The 12,588-nt window shown below is 46.4% G+C and carries 13 protein-coding genes; 11 read left to right on the top strand and 2 right to left on the bottom strand.

Translation table 11 applies throughout. The annotated features are described in order from the left end of the window. Positions 1-646: 646 nt before the first annotated feature. The 11 genes from ACLQ6D_RS03650 (at position 647) to ACLQ6D_RS03600 (ending at position 9,803) form a co-directional block, all read left to right on the top strand. The gene (locus ACLQ6D_RS03650) at positions 647-1,417 is read left to right on the top strand and encodes a lysophospholipid acyltransferase family protein (protein WP_411725920.1); all 771 of its coding nucleotides are present in this window, start codon (positions 647-649) and stop codon (positions 1,415-1,417) included. Continuing rightward, positions 1,410-1,703, top strand: a complete 294-nt coding sequence (locus ACLQ6D_RS03645) for a phosphopantetheine-binding protein (RefSeq protein ID WP_411725919.1) — start codon at positions 1,410-1,412, stop codon at positions 1,701-1,703. The genes ACLQ6D_RS03650 and ACLQ6D_RS03645 overlap by 8 nt, the downstream gene beginning before the upstream one ends. Continuing rightward, the gene (locus ACLQ6D_RS03640) at positions 1,696-1,938 is read left to right on the top strand and encodes an acyl carrier protein (protein WP_411725918.1); all 243 of its coding nucleotides are present in this window, start codon (positions 1,696-1,698) and stop codon (positions 1,936-1,938) included. Before ACLQ6D_RS03645 ends, ACLQ6D_RS03640 begins: the two co-directional genes overlap by 8 nt. 54 nt (positions 1,939-1,992) lie before the next feature. Next, positions 1,993-2,589 carry a hypothetical protein gene (locus ACLQ6D_RS03635; RefSeq protein ID WP_411725917.1) on the top strand — a complete coding sequence of 199 codons (597 nt, stop codon included), beginning with the start codon at positions 1,993-1,995 and terminating at the stop codon, positions 2,587-2,589. Next, positions 2,574-4,301: an AMP-binding protein gene (locus ACLQ6D_RS03630; protein WP_411725916.1), complete on the top strand. Its 1,728-nt coding sequence runs from the start codon at positions 2,574-2,576 to the stop codon at positions 4,299-4,301. Before ACLQ6D_RS03635 ends, ACLQ6D_RS03630 begins: the two co-directional genes overlap by 16 nt. After that, positions 4,298-5,032 carry a glycosyltransferase family 2 protein gene (locus tag ACLQ6D_RS03625; RefSeq protein WP_411725914.1) on the top strand — a complete coding sequence of 245 codons (735 nt, stop codon included), beginning with the start codon at positions 4,298-4,300 and terminating at the stop codon, positions 5,030-5,032. The genes ACLQ6D_RS03630 and ACLQ6D_RS03625 overlap by 4 nt, the downstream gene beginning before the upstream one ends. Further along, a complete protein-coding gene (locus ACLQ6D_RS03620; protein WP_411725913.1) occupies positions 4,993-5,967 on the top strand; it encodes a hypothetical protein in 975 nt (324 codons plus the stop codon). Before ACLQ6D_RS03625 ends, ACLQ6D_RS03620 begins: the two co-directional genes overlap by 40 nt. A gap of 94 nt (positions 5,968-6,061) precedes the next feature. Then, entirely contained in the window at positions 6,062-7,591 is a 1,530-nt protein-coding gene (gene hutH / locus ACLQ6D_RS03615; protein WP_411725911.1) for an HAL/PAL/TAL family ammonia-lyase, read from the top strand. Further along, positions 7,584-8,012 carry an acyl-CoA thioesterase gene (locus tag ACLQ6D_RS03610; RefSeq protein ID WP_411725910.1) on the top strand — a complete coding sequence of 143 codons (429 nt, stop codon included), beginning with the start codon at positions 7,584-7,586 and terminating at the stop codon, positions 8,010-8,012. The genes hutH and ACLQ6D_RS03610 overlap by 8 nt, the downstream gene beginning before the upstream one ends. A 39-nt stretch (positions 8,013-8,051) precedes the next feature. Next, a complete protein-coding gene (locus ACLQ6D_RS03605; RefSeq protein ID WP_411725909.1) occupies positions 8,052-9,608 on the top strand; it encodes a phytoene desaturase family protein in 1,557 nt (518 codons plus the stop codon). A gap of 48 nt (positions 9,609-9,656) precedes the next feature. After that, positions 9,657-9,803, top strand: coding sequence for a hypothetical protein (locus ACLQ6D_RS03600; RefSeq protein WP_411725908.1), 147 nt, complete (start codon positions 9,657-9,659; stop codon positions 9,801-9,803). A 136-nt stretch (positions 9,804-9,939) separates the two neighbouring features. On the opposite strand, the gene ACLQ6D_RS03595 is transcribed toward ACLQ6D_RS03600, so the two are convergent. Continuing rightward, on the bottom strand, positions 9,940-10,665 hold the full coding sequence (locus ACLQ6D_RS03595) for a phosphoadenylyl-sulfate reductase (RefSeq protein ID WP_411725907.1): 726 nt from the start codon (positions 10,663-10,665) through the stop codon (positions 9,940-9,942). Next, entirely contained in the window at positions 10,655-12,247 is a 1,593-nt protein-coding gene (gene gshA, locus ACLQ6D_RS03590; protein WP_411725906.1) for a glutamate--cysteine ligase, read from the bottom strand. The genes ACLQ6D_RS03595 and gshA overlap by 11 nt, the downstream gene beginning before the upstream one ends. Positions 12,248-12,588: the final 341 nt, after the last annotated feature.

Here is a 12,588-nt window from a genome sequence, read left to right as displayed (position 1 = left end):
AAAAGGGACATCCTTGTCCCTTCGGCAAAGCGCGGCTTCCCTGCCGCGCCCCTATCGGGCGATTCCCAATAAAATCACCGGTACTCGGCGCGGCATACGGGAATATTGTTGCCTGCGTAACATGAGTTATTAAGTCGTGTGAAGAGTGACCGCAATCAGTCTATAACTCTCCGGATTGCACAATCATCCGAACGACTATATCAAATTATGTCAAGCACTTCAATAATTTGCGAACTAATTCCGTTTATTTACACGCATTCCACCATGAAATGGAATGGATGCCTGAAAATTAATACCGGATACCTTTCCCATAAATCAAGAAAATGATGGCCTATTCGGTTTCCTCTGTTTGGTCATCTGAGTGATGCCTAAGCAACCATCTGCTTATTATGAAATATTGCTGACGGGATGTTTTAGCTTTTATAAACGAATAAAGTGAAAAACTTTAATTATATGGCCCAATTGGAGCACTGGCAGGCTAAACCCAACAAAGATATCGAGGGCATGAAAGCGCGTTAGCTACCATAGCAAAAAACGAATGTATGGATTAGTCTAATTTCACCTAAGCTGGAACGCTATCCCATTTTAAAACAATGTTAAAATGGGAGGCTATTAACTTGATGGCCGTGATCGCAGGTCAATTATAATGAAAAAAAGGCTCAATTATTACTGGCGTTTGTTTGCAACTGGCCTGAGTTTTAGTGTTTTTGGGATAGGCGGTTTTTTATTATGGATAGTGGCCTTTCCGGTACTTAATGTTATTCCTGAGAGCCCTCCTAAGAAAAGGCAGCGGGCGCAAAAGTGTGTGCATTACAGTTTTTATGTTTTTATCGGCCTAATGCACAGAATTGGCATTATGACGTATGAAATTAATGGCTTGGAAAAGTTGAACCGACCAGGCCAGTTAATTTTGGCAAACCACCCAACCTTGATTGATATAGTATTTTTACTTAGTAGAATTCCGACTGCCAGTTGCATTGTTAAAAAAAAATTATGGCATAATCCCTGCATGAAAGGGCCTATCATCAATGCAGGTTATATCAGCAATGAAGATCCGGAGCAGATGATCAACAGTTGTGCGGACTATTTAAAGTCCGGCGGCATCCTGGTTATTTTTCCCGAAAGTACACGGACAGTACCGAATGCTAAATATAAATTCCAGCGTGGCGCAGCAACGATTGCCCTGCAGGCTGACACAGTGGTTACACCGGTTACGCTGCATTGTGTGCCAAGTACCTTAACGAAAGTGGAAAAATGGTATCAAATACCTGAGCGGAGATTTCATTTATCGATGACAGTAGGTGATGATATAGCATTAGATGAATTTCAGGCGATAGCGCCAAGAAGCATTGCCGTACGCCGGTTCAACAGCTATTTACAAGATTATTTTAGTCAACAACGGAACCACCATGAGTAGCAACCTGGAAAATGAATTAAAACAACTGATCATTGATACACTGGCCTTAGAAGATTTAAATATTGCCGATTTTGATAGTCAGGAGGCATTATTCAATGGAGGTTTTGAACTGGATTCAATCGATGCCCTGGAACTGGGTCTGGCCATTAGAAAGAAATATGATGTTCGGATAGACGCGGAAACAGATGATGTCGAAAAAATCTTCGCATCGGTGGCTAAATTGGCTGCGTTCATTGAATCCAAACAGGCATTGAATCCAAACGGACTTGAGGGAAGATATGAATAATCGTGATGAAATCTTGGATGGTATCAAGAAAATCATGTTGGAGATGTTTGAAATTGAAGAAGACCAGGTGACTTTAGACGCACGCCTGTATGAAGACCTGGACTTTGACAGTATTGATGCGGTTGATATGATCGTAAAACTGAAAGAAATCACGGGGCGGGAGGTAAAAGCTGACGACTTCAAGGCCGCCCGGACGGTGGGTGATGTTGTTGAAGCGATATTCAAACTTGAGTAGGCGATCATAAGCCTAACACCCAAGTCTGATTTTCTAAGGTCTGCAAACGAAAAAATGTTAAACAATTTTTGGTCGACTACTAATGGATACCTGATACTCCGATTGCTAAACAGTCTCATTGGTTTTGTTATGCTGTTATATCCGTTAGCTGCCTATTTTGGTATTCAAGTGATGATGCCATGGAAAATTTCGGCTGCCTTGCTGGTGATGTTAATGATTCGTTTTTTTTTATTTCCTGCCAATAAGCAATGGAGCAGAGCGCTGATTGGGGCAGGTGTTATATATTTTGTTTTTGCCATTTGGCACAATAGCGAGTTAAGTTTGCGCTTTTATCCGGTATGGGTGAATCTTTGCTTATTCTTATTGTTTGCCATTAGTTTGGCATATCCTCCTCCCATCATTGAACGGGTGGCGCGTTTACAACATCCCGACTTGTCGGTTCAAGGTGCCGTCTATACCCGAAAAGTAACGCAGGTCTGGTGCGCATTTTTTATCATCAATGGCTTAATTGCCGCAGGAACGGCTTTATGGGCCGATTTTTTCTGGTGGGGCCTCTACAATGGCTTCATTGCGTATGGTCTGATAGGATTGTTAATGGGGATTGAATATCTGATCCGTATCAGGGTGCAAAAAATATGTCCGTTGAATTAAAACGGACACCACTGTCGCAGTGCGCTCTAGAGCAAGCGCCAGACCTATCCGTTGCCCACTATCAGGGGCAACGGATAGGCCGTGTTGATTTTAGTCGGGATGTAGCGGGCAAAGCGGCTGTTTTAGTACGGCGGCCTGAAATGGAATATGCCTTATATTATGAAGAGGCTTATCCCTTTGCCGTTATGTTGTTTGCTTTGTGGCATTCTGGCAAGGCTGTCTGGATTGCCGCTAACAACAGGCCCGCAACCGCTGAAAAGCTGATGCAACAAGGCTGCCATTTATTGGGTGATTGGCCTTCGGGTAAGGCACTGCTATTACCTAGTGCTGAAGGCACAATGGCGTTATCAGCATTGGACTTGCAGCGGTCGCCATTAACGCTCTATACTTCCGGTTCCACGGGGCAGCCGCAAGCCATTCAAAAAGAGCTGTGGCAATTTCAGCGTGAAGTGGATACTTTGGAGCAGCAGTGGGGTATTGAATTGGCACGGTCCCAGGTGTTGGCGACAGTCAGTCATCAGCATATCTATGGCTTGTTATTCCGAGTGTTATGGCCCCTGGTGAGCGGTCGTTGTTTCCATAGCAAACTGTATTTAAGCCCAGAGTCGATGTTAAAAGCCGCGCATGAGCAATCCGCGCAATCCGCGCAATCCTCGCAGTCGTCGTATTGGGTAGCCAGCCCCGCTCAGCTAAAAAGGCTTGATGAATTGATGCCTTGGTCAGAAATAAGCCGTTTAAAGGCAATTTTTAGTTCTGGAGGCACGTTGGATATTGATGTCGCGAGACAAATTGAGCAGCAAAGTGGCCAAAAGCTTATCGATATTTATGGCAGTTCTGAAACTGGCGGCATAGCTTGGCGCAAGCCAGTATCAGATGAACGCTGGCTCCCTTTTCCTGGCGTTACCCTAGCGCCGTCTGCCGACCAGCAGTACTTGCTTCACTCACCTTATTTGCCCGAAGGCACGCCCTGCTTTTTGCAGGATCAACTTGAATTGTGCAAGGATGGGCGGTTTAGTCTATTAGGCCGCATAGACCGTATTGTAAAAGTAGAAGAAAAACGTTTGTCGCTGAATGAAATGGAACAGGCATTACAGCAGTCTGGCCGGGTGCGGCAGGCACATTGCCGCCTCTGGATTGATAAGCGGGCGCGGATTGTAGCCGTGGTCATTTTAACGGCACAGGGGTTGGACACTATAAGGCAACATGGCCGGGGCGCTTTGATCAAACAGCTTAGAAACCAGCTTCTGAACGGTTTTGAAACCGTTGTCCTGCCTAAAAAATGGTTGTTCATCAACCAGTTGCCCTTATCGGCTCAGGGAAAAATTGACCATGAAAGGATAGCCAGTCTATTGTCTTTGGATAGCCGAGTGTTCCCGCAGCTTCAGTTTTTCAGCCAACAGGATGACTGCGTGGAATTATCCTTACGGATGCAGGCTGACTTGCTTTATTTTGCTGGGCATTTTCCTGGACAGCCGATTTTGCCGGGCGTTACCCAACTGGCTTGGGCGGAAAAGTATGGCAAGATATTTTTTTCGATAACTCAGCCTTTTTCGTGCATGGAGGTCATTAAGTTTAAAAAGATAATCCGCCCTGGCGATAAACTGACGCTACAACTGAGATGGAATGAAGGCAGTGGCAAATTGTATTTCGACTTTAGTTCCCGCATCCAATCTCATAGCTCAGGCAGACTGTTGTACGGAGCTAAGATATGAAAACCTGTGTCGTCATTCCGGTATACAACCATCATGAGGCTATTGGCCAGGTGATTGAGGCCTTGCGTGAGTTTAAATTGCCTTGCTTTTTGGTTAATGACGGCAGTTCAGAGCTGTGTACTTCAGAATTAAGACGGATAGCCAAACAGGAAAAACAATGGATTATCTTACATGAGAGAACCCGGAACGGCGGTAAAGGGGCGGCTGTCATCACGGGGTTGCAATTGGCGTTGAGAAATAGCTTTACCCATGCTATTCAAATAGATGCTGACGGACAACATCGCTTGGATGATATTGGCCTTTTTTTGTCGGCCAGCGCCGCAAACCCCGATAAGTTGATTTTAGGGACACCCATTTTTGATGGCAGCGTCCAGAAAAAAAGACTGTATGGCCGCCAATTCACCAATCTGTGGATTTGGATTAATACCTTGTCTTTCGATATTAGCGACGGGATGTGCGGATTTCGGTGCTATCCGCTAGCCGCTGTCGACAAGATATTGCAATCAACGGCTCTGGGACAGCGTATGGATTTTGATATAGAAATTGCCGTGCGCCTACATTGGCAGGGTGTGGGGGTCGTCAATATTGGCGCAGCCGTACAGTATCCGCTGGATGGCGTTTCCCATTTCAGGATGCTGCAAGACAATCTGCTGATTTCCAAAAAACATGCCCAATTGTTTTTGGGCATGTTGTGGCGGTTACCGATCCTTTTGGCAAGGCAATGGCGGTGAAACACTGGGCGCAGCTTGAAGAAAGAAGCGCCATTTGGGGCATGCAGTTGCTGTTGAAAGTTTATCTGTTGTTTGGTCGGCAGGTTTTGCAATTTTTTTTATATCCCGTGGTTAGCTATTATTGGTTGATTAATCGGCCAGGGCGGCAAGCCAGCCGCCAATATCTGCAAAGGGTATCGGCGTACTTGCCCGAACAGGGGTTACAAGGGTCTGCTTACGATAGCTATCGACATTTTGTCAGTTTTTCCAATGCCATTATTGATAAATTGGCTGCGTTGAGTGGTTCAATAACACTACAAGATATTGAATATAATGGTCGCGAAGCGATTGCTGAGCATCTTAGGCTAGGGCATGGCTTATTGATACTCGGCTCTCATCTTGGCAACTTAGAGGTGCTACGGGCTATTGCCAGTTTGCGTAATGATGTGACCGTGAATGTATTGGTCCATACCAAGCATGCTAAAAAGTTTAATGCCTTGTTAAACCGTAACGCTACCTCCAGCCGTGTAAACCTGATGCAAGTGACCGGCACAAATGCGGCAACCGCGATGATTTTGCAGGACAAGATTGATGCGGGAGAGCTGGTTGTGATTGCGGCGGATAGAACACCCGTGACAGGGCAAGACCGAGTCTCCCGTGCCATTTTTTTGGGGCATCCCGCCCTGTTTCCGCAAGGGCCATTCATACTGGCATCCTTGCTTAAATGTCCTGTCTACACCTTGTTTTGCTTAAAACATCAACATCGGCAGACAATTTATTTTGATTGTTTTAGTGACGGTATAGCCCTGCCCCGTAAACACAGCGAAATAGCCATACAAAAATACGCCCAAGATTATGCCGACCGACTACAGCACTATTGCTTAAAAGAGCCACTGCAATGGTTCAATTTCTATGATTTTTGGCAGGCTGGTAATGATCCTAGAAACCTCAGTTGACCGCTAGCCTGGATATTTAACGACATGATGCTAATAAACTTTTTAAAAGTTTTGCGCTTCACCCGTTTGGTGAGTAAGCTACGAGGTTTCTAGGATGACTGAACAAACCGTAATTGTCGATGGGGGTAAGTTAACCATTGAAGACATTTGCCACATCGCTAACCAGACGAAATCGCTACACATAAGCGATACCGCCGTTTTTAAGGATCGGATCAATAAGGGCGCTAAGTTTGTTAACATGCTGCTGCGGGAGGAAGGCTTTGTTTACGGCGTTACGACGGGTTATGGCGACTCTTGTACCGTGCCTATCCCCTTGGAATATGTCGCTGACTTGTCTCGGCATCTTTATACTTTTCACGGCTGCGGCTTAGGCGCCCACTTTGATCAGGCACAGACTCGGGCGATTATGGCGGTGCGTATCAATAGCCTGGCTCAAGGGTTTTCCGGGGTACGTTATCAACTATTGCAGCAGATCGGTAAGTTACTCGAACACGACATCCTGCCCTTAATCCCTCAAGAAGGTTCGGTCGGCGCGAGTGGCGATTTAACACCCTTGTCTTATCTGGCGGCTGTACTGGCAGGGGAGAGGGAGGTCTGGTATCAGGGACAAACACAAACGGCTGAGACCGTTTTTAGCGGCTTAGGCTTTGTGCCGCTCAAATTGAACCCAAAGGAAGGTCTGGCAATCATGAATGGGACATCAGTAATGACCGCCCTCGCCTGTTTGGCTTATCAACGCGCCACCTATTTGTCTCAATTGAGTACCCGCACCACCAGCCTGGTTTCAGTTGCATTACAGGGCAATGCAGGTCATTTTGATGAACGATTGTTCGCCGTTAAGCCACATGCAGGACAGATCACTGTTGCGCGGCGAATCCGCGAAGATTTACCGATTGCCTGCCAACCTCCCCGTAATGACACTCGTTTGCAGGATCGTTATTCTTTGCGTTGTGCGCCACATATCATTGGCGTATTAGAAGATGCGTTGCCTTGGTTCCGCCAGTTTATTGAAAATGAGCTGAATAGCGCCAATGATAACCCCATCATTGATGCTGAGAATGGGCGTGTGCTGCATGGCGGACATTTTTACGGCGGTCACATTGCCTTCGCAATGGATTGTATGAAAACAGCCGTGGCAAATTTGGCCGACCTGATGGATAGACAAATGGCGCAGCTTGTTGACCCTAAGTTTAATCATGGCTTACCCGCTAATCTTTCCGGCGCGAAAGCCGAACAGGCGATATTGAACCATGGTTTTAAGGCCGTTCAGATTGCCGTTTCCGCATGGACAGCGGAAGCTTTGAAATTAACGATGCCCGCGAGCGTGTTCTCCCGCTCCACAGAGTGCCATAACCAGGATAAGGTGAGCATGGGTACGATTGCGGCGCGCGATTGTATTCGGGTGCTTGAATTGACAGAGCAGGTTGCGGCTGCCATGCTGATGGCCGTAGTGCAGGCAGTTGAGTTGAGGGGCGGTAATCCCTTGCTCAGTCCCGGTTTAATCATGACCATAACCCAAGTCAGGGAACATGTTCCCTTTTTGGATACTGACCGGGCATTGGAGCAAGCATTACGGCTATGCCTGCAATTGATACGCGACCAGCACTGGAGCTTGTATGAGTAAATGTATTGTTAGTTGCGAGATCGAAATTGAAGTGCCGTTTTTTGATGTTGATTTAATGGAAATTGTCTGGCATGGCCATTACGCCAAATATTTTGAAATGGCGCGTTGTGCGTTGCTGGACAAAATTGACTACGGCTATATGAAAATGCGTGCTTCAGGATATGCCTGGCCGGTGATTGATCTTCGTATCCGATACGCCAAGTCTGTCAAATTCAGCCAGAAAATCATTGTACAGGCGCAAATTGTTGAATGGCAAAATCGCTTGAAAATTAACTATCTAATTGTCGATAAAGCGTCGGGGATCCGTTTAACACGGGGTTATACTTCTCAGGTTGCCGTTGATATGGCAAGCAATGAAATGTGCTTTGAGAACCCTGCGATATTATGGCAAAAATTGGGATTACAAAAGCCATGTACCTAGAATCCTCAGTTAACCGCTACAACTATTACTGGGGGGGAAATGAATGCTGGCACTAATCGGCTTCAAGGCCTCACCCATCGGGTGCATCCAACTGAGGGTTCTAGGTTGAAGAATTACGATGTTATTGTCGTTGGTAGCGGAATTGGGGGGCTAACCACCGCAGCACTGCTGTCCAAAGCCGGAAAATCAGTCATCGTACTGGAAGCCCATGACCGTCCTGGCGGTTATGCACATGGATTTAAACGGAATAAATACCATTTTGATGCCGGTGTGCATTTGATCAGCGGCTGTGGACCGGATGGTTACCGAGGCGGTCAGGTGATTTATAAGGTGCTGAATGCTCTGGGGCTAAGCGGTGATCTTGAGTTTATCAACGTCGACCCGTTCAGCCATGTTTACTATCCAGGACTTAACAGCGCCCTTCCCCAGTCGATAGCGGCGTTTGTCGCAACACTGGCACGGCAATTTCCAAAAGAGCGGCAAGGATTGGAAAGCCTGGTACAGCTATGCTTACAAGTGACCGAAGAAATAGCGTTGGCCAGTGAAATGATTTTAACTGACTATGACACCACCTACCGATTAATGCCGACATTATGCCAATACCGTAAGTCGACCCTGGACAAAGTGATGGATAAATTTATCCGTGATACCAAATTACGCGGGGTTTTTGCTAGTTTGTGGCCGTATCTGGGGTTACCGCCTTCAAAAGTGTCTTTTATCTATTGGGCATCTATGTTGATAGGTTATGTGGTTGATGGCGCTTATTATTGCAAGGGAAGTTTTCAAGAATTAGCTAACACCTTGGTTAAAGGCATCAGGCAGCATGGCGGCATCGTTCAGTTCCGCTCGCCTGTTGAAAAGATTATCATTGAACAAAACCAAGTGTCTGGCATCATAGCAAAAGGCACCCGTATCAATGCGTCCGTGGTGGTTTCTAATGCAGATATGCGGCAGACTATCTTCGATTTGGTCGGCGAGCAATTCTTCCCAGAACATTATGTGCAAAAAATCAAAAGCATGCAACATTCCCTGTCTATCTTTGTGGTCTATATAGCAACAAATTTGGATTTAGTTAAATTGAATATGGGCCATGAATCGTTCTGTTACCGGGACTTTGACCATGACCTGAATTTTGCGCGGACACTGAGGGGGGAAGTATCCTGGATCAGCATAACTGCACCGACATTGGTTGACCCAGGGCTGGCTCCGGCAGGCGAACATTTGCTGATGCTAACCACCCTGTTGCCATACAACGCGGAGAATTCCTGGCAACAAGCCAAACAGGATTATATAGACGTGATGTTAGACATCGCAACGCAATATATTCCCGACTTGAAACAGCATATTAATTTTATTGAAGGTGGTTCGCCGACCACCATGCAACGTTACACGCAAAATTACCAAGGTGCTGCTTATGGCTGGGATGTTATGCCAACCCAAGTCAGTCCAGCCCGTGCCAAGAATACTTCACCAGTAACAGGCTTATATTTTGCTGGGCATTGGAGCTCCCCGGGCTGCGGTGTTTATGGCGTGAGTGTGTCAGGAAATCAAGTCGCACAGAAGATTTTGGGCATGAAAAATAGCATTATTAACTAAACAACCCTGAGATTTCTTACACATAAGGCGCTTATAATTTACCTTGAGTTGAACACGCTTAGGGCGTTTATGGTGGGGGGCGGCAGCAATGTCGAGCATCAAACCGTCACCTGTCCTCCTTATTGCTTAATCGCCATCGTCACCAGCACTACAGACCTGTTTTTGGGGCTTGGCGCACTTCAAATACACATCTAAATGTTTCGCCTTTGATAGTCTTATAGGTGTTTAGTCCCGCTATTAAGGTCTGTGACCCTGTTTTCGACAGTGCCCCTTGCTTTATCCTGTCGTACTCGGTGAGATCTGTGTTGCCAAACAGCAGGCAACCCAACCCCTAATCAGCTTGTGTAATATTACTCACATGCAACCCGCATTCCTTTTTCGTGCTTTCCTCCCACCACCAGCGCCCTGCCCGTTCGTGCTGGTTGGGCAGTATGGGGCGTGTGCAAGGCTCGCAGCCTATGCTGGTAAAGCCTTTCTTATGCAGTTCGTTATAGGGCACTTGATTGGCTTCGATGTAGTCCCAAACTTGGGCTGACTTCCAGTTAAGCAGGGGGTTAAATTTGACTAATTCGTGTTCCGGTGTCGAAAATACGCTGTCTATCTGCACCTCTGGGATGTTTTGGCGGGTATCCAGGCTTTGGTCATGCCGTTGTCCGGTAATCCAGGCATCCAGATGGGACAATTTTCTTTTGAGCGGTTCAACCTTGCGAATCCCACAGCACTCCTGATGACCGTCTTCGTAAAAACTGAACAAGCCTTTACGCTTGACAAAACCATCCAACACGTCTCGGTCTGGCGTTAACAGTTCAATCTCTATCTGGTAATGTTTCCTGACTTGTTCTATGTAACGATAGGTCTCAGGATGCAAGCGCCCAGTATCCAGGGTGAAAACTTGAATGTCTTTTCGGATGCTGACCGCCATATCTATCAACACCACATCCTCCGCGCCACTAAAGGAAATAGCGATGTTATCAAACAAGGACAAGGCTTTTTTCAGAATGAAGCGCGGGGTTTTATGTGCCAGTTCAGTTTGTAATTGTTCAATTTTAATAGTCATCGGTACACTGTTGGGAAAAATATTGCTTGAGAAATTGATCAAAGGGTAGCTGCGACTTGTTTTCCAAAGCAGCCTGTTTGGCTAGTGAATTTTCTGCTAAATCATTGAACTGCTTCGTAAAAGTTTCATCGGGCTTGTGACCATTGAAACAAGCCGCATGTTCCATTGATTGAATCAATGCTAAACGGCTAAAAGGCTGCCCAGTTTGCCTCATACACGCCAACATCCGCGCCGAGGCAGTTAAATCGGGATTTTGCACGATTTGCTGTTGTGTCAGTAAAGCCTTGCTGTGAGGTTTATCCCCATCATCCTTATCCAGAATATCACAAACTTCATTCATGGAATCCAGGATTTCATGCGCCCAATCTTGCAAAGGAATCTTTTTATCGTTCTGTTCAAGTTCAAGCCCCGGTTTGCGGCCATGATTCGCAACCTGCAATTGATTGTGGTTATTGGTCTGGAAATCCGCTTCCGTCATCGGTGGGCTGTCCTGTAACAAACAGGTCAGCAATAAGGCCTCAATAAAGCGGGCTTTGCCCTCATCTATACCGATGGGATTTAACAAATCCAGATCCAGCGAACGCATTTCCACGTATCGCACACCACGACGTTTCAATGCCAGGGTCGGCTTTTCGCAGGATTGGGCAATTTGCTTGGGACGTATGATGCTGTAAAACTCATTTTCAATTTGCAGCACATTACTGTTGAGCTGGCGATATTCGCCGTCAACCACCACGCCGATTTTCTCGTAGTCAGGGAAAGGCGTGGCGATGGCTTGGCTTAAGCTGCTTACGTAATCGGGCAGCGAATTGTAATTGATCCTGAGATTCGCCTGGTTTTTGCTTTTGTAACCGATGTCGCTCATCCGTAAGGAAGTCGCATAGGGATGATAGAGTGTACCTTGGTCGAACTCTTCAAACTGTGCCATTAACTGTGGACGGCTGTTGAAGAAACTTTTACAGATCGCAGGTGAAGCGCCAAACAGGTACAAAATCAACCAGCCGATTCGTTGAAAATTCCTGACCAAGCCAAAATAACCGTCAGAGGTGAATTGCTCCAGATTGTTTGAGCTGTTTTCCTGCTGGTGCAGCACAGGCCAAAGTGCTTCTGGCACTGAAAAATTGAAATGGATGCCAGCAATCGCCTGCATCGTCCTACCATACCTATGCCATAAGCCGTGACGGTAAATATGCTTCATCTTGCCGATATTGGATGTGCCGTACTCGGCAATCGGTATGCTTTCATCGCCCTTAATACCGCAAGGCATACTGGTACACAGCAAGATTTCATCATCCAAATGCTGGTAAACATGCTGGTGGATAGCTTGCAAATAGCTGAGCGTTTCTTTGATGTCGGCAAAGGGCGGGGTAATCAACTCAATCAATGCTTCGGAATAATCCGTGGTGATATTAGGGTTCGTCAAGGCCGAACCCAGCGCCTTGGGATGTGGCGTTTTGCTGATAATGCCATCTTTGGAAATACGCAGGCTTTCCTTTTCTATTCCTTTCAGCCCCCCACAAATGAGATGTTGCTGGTTGTTTGCTATCAATTGGGCTAGGCGCGCGGAATGCGTGTTATTCATGGGTAGCCATTGTGTGGGTTTCGCCGTCAAGTTAAGGAAAAATACCCCCTCTCCTATTGGAGAGGGTCGTGGTGAGGAGAATCAAACACAGGGAAAAGCTTATTTATATCCCCCATCCTAACCTTCTCGGCAACTTCTCCTGCATTGCCCTACTTACCTACATCCTTGTAGGCATCCCATCGGGAGTAGGGACTATTTTCTTAGCTTAACAACATTGATGGTGTGGGTAACTGATCTTAGTGTCCTGTATAATTGCACCATTATAAAGCTATTGACCCATTCAAGAAATAAATCGTCACGATGGAAACACCCGACAGTAAAGCGATTGAACTTCTCAACAC

The sequence above is a fragment of the Methyloglobulus sp. genome (assembly GCF_046714055.1).
Lineage (GTDB): Bacteria > Pseudomonadota > Gammaproteobacteria > Methylococcales > Methylomonadaceae > Methyloglobulus.
The sequence above is the reverse complement of the archived record's forward strand: the minus strand, read 5'-3'. Positions and strand labels throughout refer to the sequence as shown.